General features: G+C 30.3%; 19 protein-coding genes. 9 read left to right on the top strand and 10 right to left on the bottom strand.

What is annotated here, in order from left to right; all coding sequences use genetic code 11:
- Window positions 1-30 precede the first annotated feature (30 nt).
- Entirely contained in the window at window positions 31-2,475 is a 2,445-nt protein-coding gene (gene thrA, locus ACNG5D_RS08255; protein ID WP_418183026.1) for a bifunctional aspartate kinase/homoserine dehydrogenase I, read from the bottom strand.
- Between the two features lie 340 nt (window positions 2,476-2,815).
- Here thrA and ACNG5D_RS08250 point away from each other — a divergent pair, with 340 nt between their 5' ends.
- The gene (locus ACNG5D_RS08250; protein WP_418183025.1) at window positions 2,816-4,363 is read left to right on the top strand and encodes an NAD(P)H-hydrate dehydratase; all 1,548 of its coding nucleotides are present in this window, start codon (window positions 2,816-2,818) and stop codon (window positions 4,361-4,363) included.
- A gap of 56 nt (window positions 4,364-4,419) precedes the next feature.
- On the opposite strand, the gene ACNG5D_RS08245 is transcribed toward ACNG5D_RS08250, so the two are convergent.
- The 6 genes from ACNG5D_RS08245 to ACNG5D_RS08220 all read right to left on the bottom strand — a co-directional run bounded on the left by ACNG5D_RS08245 (window position 4,420) and on the right by ACNG5D_RS08220 (window position 9,905).
- Complete coding sequence (locus ACNG5D_RS08245) at window positions 4,420-5,793, bottom strand: TlpA family protein disulfide reductase (RefSeq protein WP_418183024.1); 1,374 nt, start codon at window positions 5,791-5,793, stop codon at window positions 4,420-4,422.
- A gap of 92 nt (window positions 5,794-5,885) precedes the next feature.
- Window positions 5,886-6,740: a substrate-binding domain-containing protein gene (locus ACNG5D_RS08240; RefSeq protein WP_418183023.1), complete on the bottom strand. Its 855-nt coding sequence runs from the start codon at window positions 6,738-6,740 to the stop codon at window positions 5,886-5,888.
- 11 nt (window positions 6,741-6,751) lie between these two features.
- The gene (locus tag ACNG5D_RS08235; protein ID WP_418183022.1) at window positions 6,752-7,621 is read right to left on the bottom strand and encodes a nucleoside phosphorylase; all 870 of its coding nucleotides are present in this window, start codon (window positions 7,619-7,621) and stop codon (window positions 6,752-6,754) included.
- Window positions 7,611-8,555 (bottom strand): DUF1835 domain-containing protein, encoded by a 945-nt coding sequence (locus ACNG5D_RS08230; protein ID WP_418183021.1) that lies wholly within the window; start codon window positions 8,553-8,555, stop codon window positions 7,611-7,613. The genes ACNG5D_RS08235 and ACNG5D_RS08230 overlap by 11 nt, the downstream gene beginning before the upstream one ends.
- A 4-nt stretch (window positions 8,556-8,559) precedes the next feature.
- A complete protein-coding gene (locus ACNG5D_RS08225; RefSeq protein WP_418183020.1) occupies window positions 8,560-8,889 on the bottom strand; it encodes a translation initiation factor in 330 nt (109 codons plus the stop codon).
- A 68-nt stretch (window positions 8,890-8,957) separates the two neighbouring features.
- Window positions 8,958-9,905 carry an isopenicillin N synthase family dioxygenase gene (locus tag ACNG5D_RS08220; protein WP_418183019.1) on the bottom strand — a complete coding sequence of 316 codons (948 nt, stop codon included), beginning with the start codon at window positions 9,903-9,905 and terminating at the stop codon, window positions 8,958-8,960.
- A 134-nt stretch (window positions 9,906-10,039) separates the two neighbouring features.
- Here ACNG5D_RS08220 and ACNG5D_RS08215 point away from each other — a divergent pair, with 134 nt between their 5' ends.
- Window positions 10,040-12,043 (top strand): alpha-ketoacid dehydrogenase subunit alpha/beta, encoded by a 2,004-nt coding sequence (locus ACNG5D_RS08215; protein WP_418183018.1) that lies wholly within the window; start codon window positions 10,040-10,042, stop codon window positions 12,041-12,043.
- Between the two features lie 252 nt (window positions 12,044-12,295).
- Here ACNG5D_RS08215 and ACNG5D_RS08210 read toward each other — a convergent pair whose 3' ends face one another.
- Window positions 12,296-12,430 (bottom strand): hypothetical protein, encoded by a 135-nt coding sequence (locus tag ACNG5D_RS08210; RefSeq protein ID WP_418183017.1) that lies wholly within the window; start codon window positions 12,428-12,430, stop codon window positions 12,296-12,298.
- Between the two features lie 573 nt (window positions 12,431-13,003).
- Between ACNG5D_RS08210 and ACNG5D_RS08205 the strand changes: the two genes are divergently transcribed.
- Window positions 13,004-13,669, top strand: a complete 666-nt coding sequence (locus ACNG5D_RS08205) for a hypothetical protein (RefSeq protein WP_418183016.1) — start codon at window positions 13,004-13,006, stop codon at window positions 13,667-13,669.
- A 20-nt stretch (window positions 13,670-13,689) separates the two neighbouring features.
- On the opposite strand, the gene mgrA is transcribed toward ACNG5D_RS08205, so the two are convergent.
- Window positions 13,690-14,703 (bottom strand): L-glyceraldehyde 3-phosphate reductase, encoded by a 1,014-nt coding sequence (gene mgrA, locus ACNG5D_RS08200; protein ID WP_418183015.1) that lies wholly within the window; start codon window positions 14,701-14,703, stop codon window positions 13,690-13,692.
- Window positions 14,704-14,890: 187 nt separating this feature from the next.
- Between mgrA and ACNG5D_RS08195 the strand changes: the two genes are divergently transcribed.
- The 6 genes from ACNG5D_RS08195 to ACNG5D_RS08170 all read left to right on the top strand — a co-directional run bounded on the left by ACNG5D_RS08195 (window position 14,891) and on the right by ACNG5D_RS08170 (window position 20,719).
- Window positions 14,891-16,450 (top strand): DEAD/DEAH box helicase, encoded by a 1,560-nt coding sequence (locus ACNG5D_RS08195; RefSeq protein ID WP_418183014.1) that lies wholly within the window; start codon window positions 14,891-14,893, stop codon window positions 16,448-16,450.
- Window positions 16,451-16,614: 164 nt separating this feature from the next.
- On the top strand, window positions 16,615-17,067 hold the full coding sequence (locus tag ACNG5D_RS08190) for a cold-shock protein (RefSeq protein ID WP_418183013.1): 453 nt from the start codon (window positions 16,615-16,617) through the stop codon (window positions 17,065-17,067).
- A gap of 51 nt (window positions 17,068-17,118) precedes the next feature.
- Window positions 17,119-18,033, top strand: coding sequence for an EamA family transporter (locus ACNG5D_RS08185; RefSeq protein WP_418183012.1), 915 nt, complete (start codon window positions 17,119-17,121; stop codon window positions 18,031-18,033).
- A 16-nt stretch (window positions 18,034-18,049) separates the two neighbouring features.
- Window positions 18,050-18,862 (top strand): DMT family transporter, encoded by an 813-nt coding sequence (locus tag ACNG5D_RS08180; RefSeq protein ID WP_418183071.1) that lies wholly within the window; start codon window positions 18,050-18,052, stop codon window positions 18,860-18,862.
- Window positions 18,863-18,934: 72 nt separating this feature from the next.
- Window positions 18,935-19,981: a glycosyltransferase family 9 protein gene (locus ACNG5D_RS08175; RefSeq protein WP_418183011.1), complete on the top strand. Its 1,047-nt coding sequence runs from the start codon at window positions 18,935-18,937 to the stop codon at window positions 19,979-19,981.
- Window positions 19,982-20,104: 123 nt separating this feature from the next.
- The gene (locus ACNG5D_RS08170) at window positions 20,105-20,719 is read left to right on the top strand and encodes a hypothetical protein (RefSeq protein ID WP_418183010.1); all 615 of its coding nucleotides are present in this window, start codon (window positions 20,105-20,107) and stop codon (window positions 20,717-20,719) included.
- Window positions 20,720-20,743: 24 nt separating this feature from the next.
- On the opposite strand, the gene ACNG5D_RS08165 is transcribed toward ACNG5D_RS08170, so the two are convergent.
- Window positions 20,744-21,649: an EamA family transporter gene (locus ACNG5D_RS08165; RefSeq protein WP_418183009.1), complete on the bottom strand. Its 906-nt coding sequence runs from the start codon at window positions 21,647-21,649 to the stop codon at window positions 20,744-20,746.
- Window positions 21,650-21,683 lie beyond the last annotated feature (34 nt).

The following is a 21,683-nucleotide window of genomic DNA, read 5'->3' as shown; positions in this document are numbered from 1 at the left end:
TCTTTTTAATTTTCTTTAAAACAATAAAATTTAATCATTACCAAGTCTAATAATATCTGCAAATAAACCAGACGCTGTTACATCTGCTCCAGCACCAGCTCCCTTAATAATCATTGGTTGTTTTGGGTAGCGTTCTGTATAAAACATTACAATATTATCGCTTCCTTCAAGATTATAAAAAGGATGTCCTTCTGGAATTTCTTGTAGGCTTACGCTTGCTTTTCCGTTATCGAATTTAGCAACATATTTTAATTGGCAATTGTTTGCTTTTGCCGAAGCGTATAAACTTTGATAATGGGCTTCATCATTAATTAAAGTTTGATAAAAATCATTTACAGTATCACTTTTTAAACCAGCAGCCGATAAGAATGAAGTATTTTCTATATCTTCTAAATTCATTTCTACGCCACTTTCTCTGGCTAAAATTAAAATTTTTCGAGCTACATCTACACCGCTTAAATCAATTCGTGGGTCTGGTTCTGTATAGCCTTCTGCACCAGCTTGTTTTACAACATCATGAAATTTTGTAGAATCATTAAAGTTATTAAAAACAAAATTTAAACTACCCGATAACACAGCTTGGATAGAGTTTACTTTATCACCCGAAGCAATTAGGTTGTTTAAAGTATCTATTACAGGTAAACCAGCACCAACATTAGTTTCAAATAAAAACGGAGCATTGTATTTTAAAGATAGTCTCTTTAATTCTTTATAATTAGAAAACGCGCTTGAACATGCTATTTTATTGCAGGCTACAATACCAATACTTTCTCTTAAATATTGAGCGTATAAGTTAGCAACAGATGCATTTGCAGTAACATCTACAAAAATGCTATTGCGTAGGTTTAACGATTTTGCATTTTCGAAAAAACCTTGTAATGAAGCTTTTTCTCCTTGTTCTAACTGTGTTTTCCAGTCTTTTAAGTTAATTCCAGAATCGTTAAAAACCATAGTTCTAGAATTAGATAATCCAACAACTCTAAGGTTAATTTTAAGGTTTTCTTTTAAAAACTTTTTTTGTTGTTTTATTTGTTCAACCAAACGTTCGCCTACATTACCAACCCCAGTTATAAATACATTAAGTTGTTTTGTTTTAGACTCGAAAAATTGCTCATGCAATGTGTTTAAAGCCTTTTTTACGTCTTTTTCATCAATAACTGCGGTAATATTTTTTTCTGAAGCCCCTTGTGCTATAGCTCTAATATTAATATTGTTTCGTCCTAAACTACTAAACATTTTACCGCTTATACCTTGATGGTTTTTCATATTATCGCCAACTAATGCAATAATAGAAAGACCAGTTTCTACATTTAAAGGTTCTATTTTGCCTAAGGCAATTTCGTTTTCAAAAGCGGCATCAATGGCTAATTTTGCATTGTTCGCTTCTTTATCTTCAATGCCTAAGCAAATAGAATGTTCTGATGATGCTTGAGTTATCATTATCACATTTATTTTTTCTTGCGATAAGGTTTCAAACAAACGTTTTGAAAAACCAGGAATTCCAACCATTCCTGTTCCTTCTAAAGTTAATAATGCAATATTACTAATGTTACTTATTCCTTTTACGGGCGATGTAGTTTTAGCATCTTCATTAGAAATAACTGTACCAACAGCCTCTGGTTCTAAAGTGTTTTTTATATGAATTGGTATATTTAAACTTAATACAGGTTGTACTGTTGGAGGATATAACACTTTTGCACCAAAATGTGATAATTCCATAGCTTCTTGATACGAAATTTTCTTAATAGGGTAGGCTTGTTTTACTAATTTTGGGTTGGTTGTATACATGCCACTTACATCGGTCCAAATTTCTAATTGCTTTACATTTAAAGCTGCCGCCACAATGGCTGCTGTAAAATCTGAACCACCACGACCTAAGGTTGTAATTTCACCTATTTTAGATTTTGAAATAAAACCAGGAAGTATGGTTATATTGTGTTTGGCAGATTTAAAATAATCGCGAATATTTTTGTTAGTAATACTATAATTAACTTCGGCCTTAGTAAAGTTTGAGTTAGTAATTACGAGCTCTTGAGAGTTTTTAACATCGGCAGATATGCCTCTGTTTTTCATTGTTTCTGCTATAATAAAAGAGGATAATAATTCGCCATAGCTTACTAACTTGTCCGATGTTTTAGGCGATAATTCATTAATTAAATAAATACCATCTAATAAACTTTTTAAACTATGTAATTGACTTTCAACAAAAGTTAAAATGGTTTTGGCATTTTCAGGATTCAATTCATTAATAACGCTAAAATGTTTTTCTTTTATACTTTTAAAAGTATCTAGAAAAGCTTGGTCTTTATTTTGAGCTTGTTTGCCAGCTAAAAGTAATTTGTCTGTAATGCCACCAATAGCAGAAACTACACAGGTTAAGCTGTCTGTTTTGCCATAGTTTTCTAATATGTTAATAACTTTATTTATGTTTTTTGAAGAGCCTACCGAAGTGCCTCCGAATTTTAAAACCTTCATGTTTTAATACTTGTATAATTAAAAATAATGTTTGAAATGTTGTAATTTTTTAAAATTACAAAAATAGTCTGCGGAATATATATATCTAGCAACCCCAAAGGGTTGTAATATTTGTAGTTGTACCAAAAATAGAAGTTGTTTCTTTTGTAAGAAAAGAAACTAATTGAAGTATATTTTGGTTGAAATGATTCATTATAGTTATATAATACTCTTCAAAAGTATTACATTTAGCCTTATAAAAAAACTAAAATAACTTTTTTACTATATTCTTATTAGCAATAACATTTCGTTTAAAAAAAACGACAAATTGTAATGAGAAATGAAAAATCTATAATATAACATGAAAGTATTTTCTAAAGAACAGATTTATAAAGGCGATAAATTAACAGCAGAAAGACAAAACATATCATCTACAGATTTAATGGAACGTGCTGGTACGCAAATTTTTAATTGGATGCATGCCCGCATGCAAGGTGCTCAAGTACCTATTCATGTGTTTTGTGGTATTGGTAATAATGGAGGTGATGGCCTTGTATTAGCCAGGCATTTAATAACTCATGGTTACAATGTAAACACATTTATTATTAATTGTAGCGATAAACGCTCTAAAGATTTTTTAATTAATTACGATCGTATAAAAAATGTAACAAAAAATTGGCCAGTACTTTTAAATTGTGCTGAAGATTTTCCTGAAATTAAACCTGAAGACATTATAGTTGATGCTGTTTTCGGTATAGGTTTAAATCGTCCTGTAGATGCGTGGGTTAAAAAATTATTTATGCACTTTAGGGCAAGTAAAGCTTTTACATTGGCTATAGATATTCCTTCTGGGCTTTTTCCTGATAAAGCTGTTGAAGATGATGATGCTGTAGTTTGGGCTGGTTTTACATTAAGTTTTGCTTCACCAAAGTTAGTGTTCTTTTTACCCGAAACTGCTAAATATACTGTGCAATGGGAAGTTTTAGATATTGGTCTAGATCAAGAATTTTTATATACCACGCAAACCGAAGTTGAATTAATTGGTAAACACGAGGTATTACCAAATTATATGCCTAGAGAAAAGTTTTCTCATAAAGGGCAATTTGGACATGCTTTAATTATAGGCGGTAGCTATGGCAAAATAGGAGCCGTTACTTTAGCAAGTCGAGCAACACTATCGGCAGGTGCTGGTTTAGTATCGGCTTATATACCAAAATGCGGTTATAATATATTGCAGTCGGCTTTTCCTGAAGCTATGGTTATTACAGATACAGAAGAAGAAATAATTACAAATATTACATTTAATATTAAACCAACAGTTATTGGGTTTGGAGTTGGAGTAGGAACCGATGAAAAAACAATAACTGCTTTTGAAACTTTTTTAAAAGCAAACACATTACCATTAGTTATTGATGCCGATGGTATAAATATATTATCTAAAAAGAAGGCATTACTAAAATTATTACCAGAGGCTACAGTTTTAACACCACACCCTAAAGAATTAGAGCGTTTAATTGGTAGTTGGAATGACGATTTTGATAAACTTAATAAGATAAAGGCATTTTCTAAAAAGTATAAGATTATTATTGTAGTAAAAGGTGCAAATAGTATTACCGTTTTTAATGATAAGCTTTATGTTAATACAACGGGCAATCCTGGATTATCTACAGCGGGTAGTGGCGATGTTTTAACAGGCGTTATTACAGGACTTATATCTCAAGGGTATAACCCATTGGTTGCTACAATTTTTGGGGTTTATTTACACGGAAAATCGGCCGATATTGCCGTTGAAGATTTTGGTTACCAAAGTTTAATTGCAAGCCATGTTATTGATTATTTGGGCGAGGCTTATTTAGATTTATTTAAACAACCAGAACCACCGCAACAGCAACAAGAACAAACACAGTAAAATTAAAGTATAAAAAAAAGCCGCTTAAATAGCGGCTTTTTTTTATGTTTAAAAGATTATAAATTGTGTTTTTTAAATAATTCAATTAATTTTTCGCTAGAAGGTCTAGGAGCGTTAGAGTCTACAATATTACCTTCGGTATCAATTAAAATAAATTTTGGAATACCTTCTATTTGATAATCTTTTACAAAAGCAGAGTTCCAATTGTTATCTGCATATAATTGAATTCCGCCAAGTTGTTTATCGTTAACCATTGCTTTCCATTTTTCATAATCGCTAGGCTTATCAATAGAAATACTTACAAATTCAATATTTTTATCATGATACTTTTTTTCAACTTCTTGTAAATGTGGTATTTGTTGTATGCAAGGTCCACACCAAGTAGCCCAAACATCAATATAAACATATTTTCCTTTTAAATCGTCTAAAGATGTTTTTCCTCCAGCATAATTTTCGTAATTAACAAACTTTGGCGATGGATTGCCTGGTTTTAAAGCTGTTAGTTTATTATACTTTTCTGAAATTATATTATTGTTTTTTTCGTTTGATGAATTGTTGTTATAAAGTTTATAAAAAGCATCAACATCTTCAGAATAGTTTAAGTTAAAGTTTGCAAAATCAAAAAGCAATGTGTTTTTAATAATATCATTTTCTATAGCGCCTACTGTTTTTAGAAAAGTTAAATCAAAGGCTGTTGAGTCTGCTTCGCTTGTTTTTCTAGCTTTACTTGTATAATAATCATTTACTAAGGCTTTATAGTTACTAGAAAATTTAAAATCTTCAGTATTATTATAATCTACATCTGATAATTCTTCTAGGAATTTTTCTGAAACTTTAAAATTTTGGTTTTTAGTGTAGTATCTATAACCTCTTTCGTAGGTGTTTAAATTGCTTAAATATCCGTATTTTAAATTTCTTAATTCTTTTGAAACAAAATCGCTAGGAATGTTTTTAGTGTTTTTTAATAATTCTTCTTGAGTGTTTTTAAGTTTTAATATACTTTCTTTATACTGCGCTTCATTAAGAACAAAAATTTCATGACGCTTTTTAGAGTATTCCATTTCGCTTTTTCTTTTTGCAGCTAAATAATTGTTTATTTCTGCACCTTCTCCAGTAATAGATAACGTATTACTAAAATCTTTAGCATCATAAGTAACATTTAGGTTAAAACCAGGCGCTATGTTAAGAAAAACAGGGTTTGCACCATCATAAAGCACATAAGATTCTATATCGGTACTTAACGTATCTATAAATGTGCCATCATCTGCCACTTTTAGGGCTTCTTTAAAAGAACGATCTTCACTATTTATGGTAAGTTCTCCAACGGGTTTATTGCTTATTTTTCCAGAAATTATTGCATAATTAGGTTTTATTTCTTTTTTGCACCCAACTAAAGCTAAAGTTAAAGCTATATAAAGTATGTTTTTCATGGTTTATTATTTTAAGTTTTAAAAATAACTATAATGTTAAGTAAATTTGTTTGTTTTTATAAATTATTAACAAAATTGATATCGAAATGTAATTATAATTTATGTGTTAATTTTTTATAATCGACAATTTCTGGAATAATATTTAAAGCAAATAGTTCTTTTTGCACGTTCATTACTGTTTTTTCGTCAATTAATTCTTGAGACCATTCAGTAAGACTTAGCCATTCTTTAACATCTTCCAATTGTTGTTCGTAACGGTTGGCTATAGATTTATCTATACTTGGAATATTTTTAAAATCTATGGTCGTGTTATTTATAATGTTTAAAATGGTTTTTAAGTCCTTTTCGTTATTTTCAATAAATTCATTTCTTACAGCAATAACAAAACATGGCCAAGGTGAAGGACAGTTATCTATGCGTCTAAAAACACCATTGTCGACTATGGGTTTTGTTGTAAATTTTTCCCATAAAAAGTAATCGGCTTTGCCGTTTGTTAATCCATCTACAGCACCATCAAGGTTTTTTATAACTTCAAAATCTAGATCACTTTCTAAGTCCCAATTATGGTTTTCTGCATTTATGTATGCCATTAAGTGCGATCCAGAACCATAGCGGCTTATAGCTGCTTTTGTGCCTTTTAGCTCTTCAACTTTTTTATAATTAGAATTATGGGCAACATGCACACCCCAAATTAATGGTGTTTCAACAAATGTTTGTACAATTTTGCTTGGGTTACCGTCTATAATATCTTTTATAATACCTTCGGTTAAAATTACTGCAATATCTATATCGCCATTACGTAAAGCTTTACACATTGCGCCCGTACCGCCATAATAATCGTGCCAACGTAGGTTAATGTTTTTGTCTTTATATTCTCCATTTTTTAACGTTAAATACCATGCTAAGTTAAAATGTTCTGGTACACCGCCAATATTTACTTTCTTCATTAAATCAATGTTTATTCTATAATTTTATTTAGCGCGTAAGAAATTAAATTTTCTATAACTAAGTTTGAATTTTTACTAAAAGTTCCTAGAGCTCTGTTGGCTATAATTGCATTTAAGGATATGGCTTGGTGACCTAATAATTTTGATAATCCATAGATGGCCGATGTTTCCATTTCTAGGTTTGTTATTTTTATACCGTTAAAATTGAAGTTATCCATTTTTGCATTTAAGTTGCTATCTTGAATGGGTAAGCGAAGCACGCGTCCTTGTGGGCCATAAAAGCCACCTGCTGTAGCGGTTAACCCTTTAAAAGTTTGAGAGCTTTCAAATGTTTTTACTAAATATTCGCTAGCATTAATAACAATAGGGTTAGCTTTTCCAGAATACCAATTTGTTTGTTCTATAAAAGCATTTTCTATATCGATATTTCTAATAGTTTCGGTTTTGTATGATTGAAGCATCCCGTTAATGTCAAGTGCGTAATTGCTTATTAAAAAGGAGTTTACAGGAATGTTTTTTTGTAATGATCCAGAAGTACCAATTCTTATTATATTAAGTGTTGTTAGCTTACTTTTTATTTGTCTGGTTTTAAAATCGATGTTTACAAGCGCATCTAATTCGTTTAAAACAATATCGATATTATCAGGGCCAATTCCTGTTGAAATTACAGAAATACGCTTCCCTTTATAAAACCCTGTTTGCGTTTTAAATTCGCGTTTTTGGGTTTCAAATTCAATGGAATCAAAGTGTGATGTTACTTTACTAACACGGTCTTGATCGCCTACAAAAATAATAGTATTGGCTATATGTTCGGGTTTTAAATTAAGGTGGTAAATGCTACCATCTGGATTTAAAATAAGTTCAGATTCTTTAATCTGCATTTGTAACTGTTTTAACAAGTTTATTTAATTTTTTACTAAAGTAAAAATCGTATTTATTTACACCTCCAAAAGTCATATTACTATCCATTTTGTTGGAGAAGTTTAATTGACCAATTAGAGCTTCATGCCCTGTTCGGTTTAATTTTAAGGTGTTATTTTCTTCGGTCATGAAAATACTTAATTTATCAATTAACCTATTTAATTGCATATCTCCATATCCGTAATACCCTTGGTAGTTTAAAGCATACCCTAATAAATGATGCTTAGATTTAATGGTGTTATCTCTAACAATTTCTAGAATGTTTTTTTCTAAAATATTTAAACCATTTATAGAGTCTGGAAAACGCTCTAGGTGCGCTTTTAAGCAATTACTTAAGTATTTAAAAGAAGAGCTTTGTACGATAAAGGGTTTTAATAAATTATGGTCTTTTCCGCAGTAAATACCCCAAACAGTAGTTGCTATTTCAATATCGTTTTCTGTTAAAAGTATTTTGTTTTTGTAATGATTTAAAAGCTGCTCTGAATTTAATTCTGGCAAACCTTTTAGAGTTTTACTGCCAGAAACCCTACCGCTACAAACTAAATAAAGTGGGTGTTTTATTTTTTTTTGTTGTAGTAGGCTTATTACAGCAATCATATTAATATGGCAAAACAAATCGTATTCAAACCAAAGTATAATTTCTGAATAGCGGTTAGTATTAGCTAGTTGCTCGTTTAATGCGTAATCTACTTGATTTAAATCTAAATTAACTTGATAAAATTCGTTTAAAAAGGAATCTCTAAGTTTAATATGTTCTGTGGTATGAATAGTTTCTTTTGTTGGCCCTTCACAAAGCATTTCTTGCCATGTTAGTTTTTCGCCAACAATTTTTAATTCGTTTAAATATTTGGTAAGACTACCACCATTTGTAATATGAAGGGGACGTTTATCCATAAAATTATCCGCCAACACGTTTTACATTAAACCCTTTGTTTTTTAACATTTGCATAATTTTATCGCGATAATCGCCTTGTATGATTATTTTATCGTCTTTAAAACTACCACCTACACTTAGTTTTGTTTTAATTTCTTTAGCTAGTATTTTAAAATCTTGTGTAGCTCCTGTATAACCTTCTAGAATTGTTATTGGTTTGCCTTTGCGTTTTTCGTATTTGCAAAGTATTGGGTCGTCTTGTATCCAAATTCCAGAACTATTATTGGTTTTAGTAGTTGTTTTTTCTTCAACATGGTCTGGAAATAAGTTTTTAAGTTGATCTTTTAAATCCATGAATTTAGTTTAATTATTAGCATCATGTTACACTACATGTTGTTTACATTCAGGGTTGTAATAGAAAGCTATTTTTTTAACCCTAATTCAATTAAACGTTCATTTAAAAATTCGCCCGCAGTAATATCATCAAACTGTTTAGGATTTTTTTCATCTATACATTCTTCTAAAACATCCAATTTCATTTCGCTAACTGGGTGCATAAAAAAAGGAATTGAGTAACGCGATGTTCCCCAAAGCTCTCTTGGTGGGTTTATAACTCTATGTATTGTAGATTTTAGTTTGTTATTGGTGTGCCTTGATAGCATATCGCCAACATTAATCATTAACTCATCGGGTTTGGCAATAGCATCAATCCATTCGCCCTTGTGGTTTTGTACTTGTAACCCTTTTCCTTGTGCGCCCATTAAAAGCGTTATTAAGTTAATGTCGCCATGTGCAGCTGCTCTAACAGCCTCGTCAGGTTCTTGGGTAATTGGCGGGTAATGAATGGGTCTTAAAATAGAATTACCGTTGTAAATATAATTATCAAAATAAGTTTCATTTAAGCCTAAATGTAATGCTAAAGCTCTTAAAACATATTTAGCCGTTTTCTCAAGCATTTTATAAGTTTGCTTTCCTATATTATTAAATTCTGGAAGTTCGTTTACAGTAACATTTGCAGGGTATTCTGCTTTTAAAGCATCATTATCTTCAACATATTGACCGAAATGCCAAAACTCTTTTAAATCGCCTTCTTTTTTACCTTTTGCACTTTCTTTACCAAAAGATACATAACCTCTTTGCCCTCCAATTCCAGGAATTTCATATTTCTGCTTTGTTTCTGTTGGTAAGCTAAAAAAGTTTTTTATTTCGGTATACAAACTATCAACTAAAGAGTCATCTAAAAAATGACCTTTAAGCGCTACAAAACCAATTTCCTCATAAGCCTTTCCTATGGCGTTTACAAAGCTTTGTTTACGCTCAGCATCATTAGAAAGAAAGTCTTTTAAATTAACACTAGGTATAGTATTCATATTTTATAATTTTTAATTGCAAGTAACACAAATGTACAAAAACATTCAAAGTTATTAACGTTGGGTTGTGTGCATTTTTTTTAATTAATAAGGACTATTTATAGTATATTTGATAATGAAACATGTGTTTTTTTATGAAAGTAACAAATTCTTCTTCAAATATAAGTTATTCTATTGGGCAGCTAAATAATAATACGCTTTTAGCATTATACAAAAACATGTTAAAACCCAGATTAATTGAAGAAAAAATGCTTATTCTATTGCGTCAAGGTAAAATAAGTAAATGGTTTTCTGGTATTGGTCAAGAGGCTATTTCGGTAGGTGTAACCATGGCTATGGAAAACCATGAATATATTTTACCAATGCACAGAAATTTGGGGGTTTTTACAACTAGAAAAATACCGTTATACAGACTCTTTAGCCAATGGCAGGGGAAAGCTTCGGGGTTTACCAAGGGGAGAGACAGATCGTTTCATTTTGGCACACAGCAATATAAAATTGTAGGTATGATTTCGCATTTAGGCCCTCAATTAGGTGTGGCCGACGGTATTGCACTAGCATCAAAATTAAAAAACAAAAAACAAGTTACTACTGTTTTTACAGGTGAAGGTGGTACTAGCGAAGGCGATTTTCATGAAGCTTTAAATGTGGCATCGGTTTGGCAGTTGCCAGTTTTGTTTTGTGTAGAAAATAATGGCTATGGACTGTCTACTCCTACAAACGAGCAATACAACTGTAAAGATATTGCAGATCGAGGTTTAGGCTATGGTATAGAATCGCACATAATTGATGGCAATAATATTGTAGAGGTTTATACAAAAGTAAGCGCTCTTATTGCAGATATACGCAAAAAGCCAAGACCTATTTTAGTAGAGTTTAAAACCTTTAGAATGCGCGGCCACGAAGAGGCTAGTGGAACTAAATATGTACCGCAAGAACTTTTGGATGCTTGGGCAGCAAAAGACCCTATAACAAACTATCAAGCCTTTTTAAAAGAGAATAATATTTTAAATGATGTAGATGAAGTTAAGATTAAGGAAACTATTGTTCATGAAATTAACGAACATATAGAAATTGCTTTTGCCGAAGAAGATATTACGCCTAATGAAACTACAGAGTTAAATGATGTTTTTCAAAAATTTGATTTTCAGGATTATAAGTGTGATGATGACAGTAAGGAAATTCGTTTTATTGATGCTATATCAGAAAGTTTAAAGCAAAGTATGGAGCGCCACACCGATTTAATTATTATGGGGCAAGATATTGCTGAATATGGTGGAGCGTTTAAAATTACTGATGGTTTTGTAGAGCTATTTGGAAAAGATAGAATACGAAATACACCTATTTGCGAATCTGCAATAGTAGAAACAGCCATGGGGTTGTCTATAGCAGGAATAAAAAGTATAGTTGAAATGCAATTTGCAGATTTTGTAAGTTCGGGGTTTAATCCTATTGTTAACTATTTAGCCAAATCGTTTTATAGATGGAATCAAAACGCCAATGTTGTAATAAGGATGCCTTGTGGCGGAGGCGTTGCTGCTGGGCCTTTTCATTCGCAAACAAACGAAGCATGGTTTACAAAAACACCTGGACTAAAAGTAGTTTATCCAGCATTTCCGTTTGATGCTAAAGGTTTGCTAAATACAGCTATTAACGACCCTAATCCTGTGTTGTTTTACGAGCATAAAGAACTCTACAGAAGTATTCGTCAAAACGTTCCAAATAATTATTATGCACTTCCTTTAGGAAAAGCTTCTGTATTAAAACAAGGAAAAGATGTAACAATTATTTCTTATGGAGCGGCAATACATTGGGCGTTAGGCACTTTAACAGAGAACCCAGAAATTTCTGCTGATGTTATTGATTTAAGAACATTGCAACCTTTGGATGTTGAAACCATATATAATTCTGTAAAGAAAACAGGAAAAGCTATAATTTTGCAAGAAGATTCGCTTTTTGGAGGAATTGCAAGCGATATCGCAGCAGGAATTATGGAGCATTGTTTTAAATATTTAGATGCGCCAGTAAAACGGGTAGCCAGTTTAAATACTCCAATACCATTTGCTAAACAATTAGAACAGCAATACCTTGCAAAAAATAGATTTGAAAAAGAGTTAAAAACACTTTTAGCTTTTTAAAACTTGATAGAATGTATTTTTATAATCCATACTATTTTTTTACACTAAACTTAATTAAATCATAAAGAAGTAAAAAAAATAGTAAACATTAGCTATGTTTAGAAATCTATAAATGCTAATTCGTAAATTACAGTTTGCTTAGCCGGTATTAAAGCATATAGTAACTTTAGGCGTTTTAATTAAAAATACAAATTATATATCTTGATGATATGTAAAAAAAACAGCCTTGCAAATAAATACAAGGCTGTTTAATTAATGAGCATATCGTTTTGTTCCTTTCCAAAGTTCCGGATGTCCAACTTGAAAAGCTATAATACGTTTGTTGCTTAACAAGTTTTGCCGAGTAACATTATTTATATGTCTTGATATTTTGATGATTGATTTCATTTTGATTGATTGATTGATTGATTGATTGATTGATGAATAATTTGGCAAAAAGATTCTATTATTTATAACGTCTTTTACTATTCCAAGTATTACTTTTAGTTCCGTTTAAAGTTCCTGTAATTTGATTGTTGTTTAGAGTTCTCATGATTTTTAATTTTTGATTGATGAAAGTGATTGATGAAAGTTTCTTATGTTATAAGTTAAGTAATTATCTGTAACGTCTTTTACTATTCCAAGTATTACTTTTAGTTCCGTTTAAAGTTCCTGTAATTTCATTGTTGTTTAAAGTTCTCATAATTTTGATTTTAATTGATGATTAATTATTTTTTGTTTTTTGATTATACTAGATAGACGACAGTAATTCAATTTTGTTACAGTACTATGCATAACAAAGTAATAAATTAACATTTTTTAACTATTTTAAGCCTTAAAAAGTATAAAATAAACAGATATATGAGTTTTAGGAACGGTTATTGCTAATCAATTACTAAATAATTTGAATAAAATAGTAGTATTTCTAAGAATGAAATATATTTGACTAATTAAAAATCTTAATTAAAAAACACGAAACAAATGAAACCTTTAGTTTTATTTCTTTTTTTAATAAATGTTTCACTTGCAATGCAAGCCCAAATAGATAATAGTAAAAAGAAATCTATTGCTATACCAGCTATTGAAAGCGAAACAGCTTCAAAGGCAATTACGCCGTCAAAATCAAATAAAAACACTAATACATTTGAGATAAATAGTCCAAAAGTAGCTCCTAAACTTGATGAACCTCAAAAAAAATTTTCAATGCTTCCTGCAGAAGAGTTTGGTGATCCTGGCGAATTATATTCAAAAAAACTAATTAAAAAACAAAAGGAACTTTTACCAGAAGGCCATGGTTTAAACTCTGGATTAAAGAAAGATGCTTTTTGGGGAGATTATAGAACAACTTCAAAGTATATAAATATTTTATTAAGAGATTACTCTGAAGTAGATGGCGATTTACTTCGTGTATATGTAAATGATGAAATTATTAAATCTGACATTTATTTAACTCAAGGTTACACAGGGTTTAAGCTAAATTTGGTAGAAGGTATTAATAAAATTGATTTTTTTGCTATTAATACTGGCGATTATGGTCCAAATACAGCAGCGTACAAAATTGTAGATGATAACATAAAAGTTATTTCTAGTAAAGTATGGGCGTTGGCTGCAGGTGTTAGAGTTACCTTAATTATAGTAAAAGAATAAACTTTATACCTTTTTATAAATTAGTTGATAATTGAATTAATTAATCTTAATTCTTCATCGGAAAACTCTAAGAAATCCAAAGCTTTTACATTTTCTTTTAATTGATTTGGCGAGCTCGCACCAATTAAAACCGATGCCACTTGAGGTTGTCTTAAAATCCATGCAATAGCCATTTGCGATAGTTTTTGTCCTCGTGCCTTAGCAACATCATTTAGTTTTTTAATTTTTTCTAAATTTTCAGTTACTACTTCTTTATTTAAATAGGTTAATTTTTTTGATGCGCGAGAGCCACCTGGTATACCGTTAATATACTTATCTGTAAGCATGCCTTGAGCTAAAGGCGAAAAAGCAATACACCCAACACCATTATTCTTTAAAGTATTTAAAAGTTTATCTTCAACCCAACGATCTAGCAGAGAATATCTTGCTTGATGTAAAATAAAAGGAACCTTCAAAGCTTTTAAAAGCTCAGCCGCTTTTTGGGTGTCGTTATAATCATAATTAGAAATACCAACGTATAACGCTTTACCTTGTCGAACAATATCGGCCAATGCACCCATAGTTTCTTCTAAAGGCGTATCTGGATCTGGTCTGTGGTGATAAAAAATATCAACATAATCAAGCCCCATGCGTTTTAAACTTTGGTCTAAACTAGAGATTAAATATTTTCTAGAGCCAAAATTCCCATAAGGCCCTGGCCACATATCATACCCTGCTTTTGTAGCAATAAATAACTCGTCTCTATAAGATTTAAAATCTTTCTTTAAAATGGTTCCAAAATTTTCTTCGGCCGATCCGTATGGCGGACCATAATTATTAGCTAAATCAAAATGAGTTATTCCTAAATCAAAGGCAGTTCTTAAAATATCTCTGCCATTTTGTATAGAATCAACAAACCCAAAATTATGCCACAAACCTATAGATATTGCAGGTAGAAGTACACCGCTATTCCCAGAGCGATTGTATGTCATAGAATCATACCTAGCTTGGTTGGCTAAATATGGTTTTACTTCAGATTTGTCATTAATTCTCATAATAGTAATAATTTTAAATTACAAATGTATGTTTCATTTTAATAATAATTTCGTGAAAATAAATATTTATATCAACAGGAAATATTAAATTTAATTTAACTGTTAATATTACTTTAATAATTTCACGTTAATCATGCTTGATAAACCCTTTAAACATGTTATTTTTGCACGTTGTAAAATTTAAAGTATGTCGAGCACAAAAGCAGAGTTAGAATTAGAAGAAAGAGCAGAAGGTAAAAATTTATACAGTTATCAAAAAGGAGCGATAGATAAAATTTTTACAGCATTTGAAGAATCTCCAGAAGATTATCACTTACTATATCAATTACCAACAGGTGGTGGTAAAACAGTTATTTTTTCTGAAATAGTAAGACAATATTTAAAAATTCATAAAAAAAAGGTTTTGGTAATGACTCACCGTATAGAGTTGTGTAAGCAAACCTCAAACATGCTAACAGAGTTTGGTGTGTATAACAAAGTTGTAGATAGTAAGGCAGATTTAAGTGATCAAGCCGACTATAGTTGTTTTGTTGCCATGGTAGAAACTCTTAATAATAGGCTAAATGATGATAAGCTTGATATTTCTGATATTGGTTTGGTTATTATTGACGAGGCACATTACAATTCTTTTACAAAACTTTTTAAGTTTTTTAGTAAATCGTTTATTTTAGGGGTTACAGCAACACCTTTAAGTTCGAGCATAGAATTACCAATGACCGATAATTACGACGAGTTAATTGTTGGAGAAAGCATAGAATCTCTTATAGAAAATGGTTTTTTAGCTCGTGCTGAAATGTTTACCTACAATGTAGGATTAACCTCTTTAGTAGTTGGTGCAAATGGCGATTACACAGTAAAGTCATCAGAAGATTTGTATACAGATAACGATATGTTATCTAAACTTTTACAAGCTTATGAAGAACGCTCTAAAGGCAAAAAAACATTAATTTTTAATAACGGTATAACCACATCTTTACATGTTTACGACACCTTTAAACGTGCAGGTTATCCAATAGCGCATTTAGATAATACCAATACAAAAAAAGAGCGTGCCATGATATTAAAATGGTTCAAAAAAACACCCGATGCCATTTTAACTTCAGTTAGTATTTTAACAACTGGTTTTGATGAGCCTACAGTAGAAAGTATTATTTTAAATAGAGCCACAAAATCGTTAACATTATACTACCAAATGATTGGTCGTGGTTCGCGAATACTGAATAATAAAAAAACTTTTTCGGTTATAGATTTAGGTAATAATTTCCATAGATTCGGGCCATGGGGAGATGATTTAGATTGGCAGCGAATATTTAAATCGCCAACCTATTATTTAGATTCTATTTTAACTGATGATGAGTTAGAAAGTAATTTTAGATACGAAATGCCCGATGCTTTACGAGCAGAGTTTGCAAAATCTGAAGATGTGTATTTCGATATTCAAAAAACCTATGTAGATTCTATAAGGGCAGGAGAATCGTCAAAAGTTGTTTTAGAACGTTCTATAGAACAACATGCTAAAATTTGTATTGAAAATAGCGAAGATGTTTATGATGCATTAGCCTTAGCAAAACAATTGGGCGATGATATAGATTTTAGAATTCAACGTTACACCAAATGCATTAGTAAGAGTACGTATAATTTTGTCGATTGGTTAAAGGGCGATTATAGAAAAAAATTAAATTCATATTTACGCACAAATTTTGACGAAGTATTTGAAAAAATTCATGGCTATCCGCCAGAAGATTAAGTGTTTTTAATAAAACAATACTTAGTATTACCTATATAATTGTGTTTTAAACCCATTAATTTGTAAAAAGACTATTAATAGGAATGATTATTATAACATCATGAAAATTAGGTGTATCTTTACCGTATATTAATATATAAAACCCAGATAGGAATATTTAAACTATGGCAAAATCGCAAGTAACATTTAACAAAATTGAAAAAGAAAAAAAACGCTTAAAGAAGAGAGAAGAGAAACAAAAAAGAAAAGAGGCTAGAAGAGCAGAAGCTAAAGAAAACCCTCAAGGTATTCAGTTTGCATATGTAGATTTTAATGGAAATTTAACCGATACACCACCAGATCCTGCAATGCGAGAAAAGGTTGAAGCAGAAAGTATTGAATTAGGAATACCCAAAAAAGAAGATAGAGTAGAGGAAGAGCCAACAAATAATGAAGGGAAAGTTTCTTTTTTTGATCATTCTAAAGGTTTTGGTTTTATTATAGACAATGCAAACCAAGAAAAATATTTTGTTCATGTAAGCGGTTTACTTGAAGATATTCAAGAAAACGACAAAGTAACTTACGAGTTAGAGCGTGGGTTAAAAGGTATGAATGCTGTAAAGGTTAAGAAAATTTAATAATTTTTCTAGAATAATATCTAGAATATAAAAATATTTAAAAGGCTAAATATGAGTGTAACACGTAAAACGGTTCTTATTATTTTAGCCTTTTTTGCTGTTTATGTTATATGGGGAGCAACATATTTGCTTAACAAAATAGCAGTTTCTCAATTAGATCCCTTTTTTTTAGCATCAATTAGGTTTCTTGTAGCTAGTGTAATTATTTTTATAATAGCAAAATCTTTAGGTATTAGTCTAAAAATTACCCGAAAACAATTTAAAAATATATGTATTGCAGGCCTATTGTTTTTAACTTTAGGTAATGGGTTAGCTGTTGTTGCTTTAAAATATATAGATAGCGGTTTTGCTGCGTTAGAAATATCATCGCAACCACTTGTTGTACTTATAATGATGCGAATTTTACAAGGTAAAAAAATTAAAACCATGTCTTACATTGGTGTTATTTTAGGTTTTATAGGTATATTTTTATTAGTAAGCCAAAAAGAAATAATAACAAAAGAAGGACAAGTTTTAGGGATGATATTAATATTTGCTTGTATGCTGTGTTGGTCTTATGCTAGTATTTTTGTAGGTAAAGCAGATTTGCCAACAAATCATTTTGTAAATACTGGTTACCAAATGCTAACAGGAGGTATTATGCTAGGCACTGTTAGTTTATTTTTAAACGAATCTTGGTTATTACCAAATGCCTGGCAAACCAATGTGCAATGGTCTATGTTGGGGTTAATAATTTTTGGTAGTATTGTTGCTTTTACAGCATTTAATTATCTATTAAAAGCGGTTTCTCCAGAAAAGGTAGCAACGTCAACCTATGTTAACCCAATAATAGCTTTGGTTTTAGGTTGGTGGATCCTAGAGGAAGAGATAACACTACAATCTATTATAGCAGCAGCTATTTTATTAACAGGCGTGTATTTTATTAATACCAAGCGCCAATTTAAAATAAGAAGTATTGGACGCTAAACAAGCTATAAAATTCATGCTAATAAGCACCCTTGCTTTTGCATGTATGAATGCTATAGTTAAACAACTAACTAATATAGGTGCATTTCAAATTGTATTTTTTAGATCTGTAAGCACACTTTTTTTTACATTTGGATTTTTATTAAAAAACAAAATTCCCGTATTAGGAAACCAAAAAAAACTATTAGTTTTAAGAGGCTTAGTAGGGGTAACCTCCATGACATTGTTTTTTATGTCTACTAAATATTTACCTATAGGCACAGCAGTTTCATTACGTTATATGGCACCAATTTTTGCAGCTGTATTGGCAATTTTCTTTTTAAAAGAAAAAATAAAAGTATATCAATGGCTATTTTTTGCAATGGCTTTTATTGGTGTTTTAATTTTAAAAGGGTTTGATACTCATTTAAATAGTTATGGACTCTTGCTAATTTTCATTTCAGCTCTTTTTAGTGGTTTGGTTTATATTGTAATTAGTAAAATAGGAAAAGACGACCATCCCGTTGTTGTAGTTAACTATTTTATGGTAATATCTACCATTTTAGGTGGGCTATTATCTATAAATAATTGGGTTAATCCAGATCGTTTACAATGGCCAATGTTAATTGGTTTAGGTTTGTTTGGATATTTTGGTCAAGTTTATATGACTAAGGCATTCCAGATTGCAGCAACAAATCAAGTGGCGCCATTAAAGTATCTAGAAGTTATTTTCACCTTATTATTGGGTGTTATACTATTTAGTGAAGTATATACAATATATAGTCTTTTAGGAATTGCATTAATAATCGCAGGTTTAGTTTTAAATGCTCTATATAAGGGTAAAAAATAGATATACCTTCAATAAACCTTGAAATTATAATTTGTAATTTTGCCGCAATTATTTTTTGAAAAATTAATTTTAATGTCATTAAAAAAAAGAATTAATCATTACAGAAGGAAAGTAATGCGAAGTATTACCAAAAATATAGGTAATGCGTATTTAGAGCCTACTAAAGGAGAAATTAAAATTACAGATATTAAGCGTATTTTAATTATAAGACCAAATCATAGACTTGGTAATCAATTACTGCTTACACCTCTTGTACAAGAAGTTATAAATACATTTAAAGATTGCGAAATCGATCTATTTGTAAAAGGAGGTGTGGCTCATCCTGTTTTTGAAAATTATAGCCAAATAAATAAAATTATAAAACTGCCCAAAAAACCCTTTAATAATCTATTTCAATACGCTAAGAGTTGGTTATCTATTAAGCAAAAAACTTACGATTTGGTTATAAATGGAGATAAAAATTCTTCATCAGGGCGTTTATTAACCCAAATGGCTAAGGCAAAGGTTAAAGTATTTGGAGATGTTAATGAGGTTATTCAAAAAAACTATTCAGACCACGAACATATTTCTAAATATCCCATTTATAATTTAAGACATTACTTATCTAAATTAGATATATCTATTAAACACAATACGATGCCAGTTTTAGATATTAAATTAAGTAATAAAGAAATTGAAAATGGAAAAAAAACATTAAATAAAATTATAAAAAATACTAAAAACACAATTTGTATATACACCAATGCAACTGGCAATAAATGTTATTCTGAAACTTGGTGGGAAACATTTTATAATCGATTAAAGCAAGAATACTCAGACTATAATATTATTGAAATGCTACCAATAGAAAACATTTCGAAAATAAATTTTAAAGCACCACACTTTTATAGTAAAGACTTAAGAGAAATGGGAGCCATAATACATAATACAAGTATTTTTATTGCAGCAGACAATGGGGTTATGCACTTAGCAAGTGCCTCGTTAACACCATGTGTTGGATTCTTTTCGGTAACCAATCCAAAAATTTATGCGCCATACGGAAATGGCAGTATTGCTTTACACACAAATGAAACTAATATTGAAGATTGGATAAATGCTATTAATGGCATTTTAAAATAATAGTTAGTATTGGTAAATGCAGATGTATTTCATCTATTCATCGTATAATATTACAATTCAATCGATTTTTTATGTAAAATATATGTAGTTAATTAGTTTTGAGGTAATTAAAATTTACCACAAATGAAAAAAACAATTACCCTATTAAGTTTTATTTGTTTATTTATAAACCTAAATATACTTCAGGCACAAGAAACAAGTAATAATTCGAAAGATTATAAAAAGAGAAGTCCTATTTACGACTATTCTGAAAAAAAGCTTAATAATGTCGATACAATTCCTGATTTTGTTTCACAATCTCAAAAATTAAAAATTACCGGAACTATTTATGAAAGTGATGGGATTACACCGGCAAAAAATGTCATGTTATTTATCCATCAAACAGATGAAAATGGAAATTTTGAATTAAGAAGACAAAATAAAAAACGATACGTTCATCATAGAGGTTGGATAAAAACAGATGCAGATGGTAAGTATACCTTTTACACCTTTATTCCTGGACAATACATTTATGGTAATGAGTTAAAACAAATTTTACCTATAGTAAAAGAGCCTAATAAACCAGAATATAAAATTGAAACATTTTTGTTTGACGATGATCCTCAATTAACAGGAAAGTGTAGAGCTAAGGTTGAAGATACTAACCCAAGCAGAATTTTAAAACTAAACAAAAAAGAAGGTTTGTTTGAAGCAAAAAGAGATATTATTTTAGGAAAAGAAGAAACAGCATCTTATTAAACTAAATATATAGCACTTTTATTTTTAGCTACTTGAATACAAAATTAAACAAACACCAATCATTATACCCAGCAAAGGCACCAATTTTTTGCGTTTATTTTGTTCTTTAAAAAGCAAACCACCAATAACAACAGCAATTATTATTTGGCTACGTTTTATTGCAGAGAGTAGCATAATTAGGGCGTCTGGATCTTGTAACGCCTTGAAATAAAAATAATCGGCCATTTGTAACAAAATACCAACAGCAATTATAGACCATCTAAACTTAAATGCGTTTCTTTTATTTGGATATGGAAACCAATTAATAGCTAAAATAACTAGTAAAATAATTATAGTATATAAGCAAAACCAAAATTGTAAAGTTTGAGGATTTAAATCTAAGTTTTGTATTAAAAATTTATCGTATAAACCACTTGACGCGCCTAAAAATGTAGCGCCAATAATAGCAAATATCCATTTATTTTTCTTAAAGTTTATACCTTCTTTTTTTCCTATTTTAGAATATAATATTACCGAAAAAATAATAAGGAAAAAGCCAATCCACTGCAAAGGGTTAGGGCTTTCTTTATAAATAACAATTGCGCCTATAAAAGTAAAAAAAGGCCCAGCAGATCTTATTGGAGTTACAATGGTTATGGGCAAATGTTTTAAAGCTTGGTATGCTAAAATCCATGAGCAAGCCATTATTGCAGATTTTATAAAAATAAACCCATGTGTTTTCCATGAAATATCTGTAATGTACAACTGTGTTTTAATCATGTATTCGGGATAAAATACAGAGCCAATATATAATGGCAGAATTAATAAAAAACCCGAAAAAATAGTACCAAATAGTACCGGAAAAACTTCATTACCCTGTACTGCATGTTTTTTGCATAAATTATGCAAGCCTAAAAATAAAGCGGCTAATAATCCTAAGTATATCCACATAATGCGCGCGAAGATATTAGATTATTATATTTTA

The sequence above is a fragment of the Algibacter ulvanivorans genome (assembly GCF_048381495.1).
In the GTDB taxonomy this organism is placed as follows: Bacteria; Bacteroidota; Bacteroidia; order Flavobacteriales; family Flavobacteriaceae; genus Algibacter_B; species Algibacter_B ulvanivorans.
This window is presented reverse-complemented; position numbering and strand designations above follow the sequence as displayed.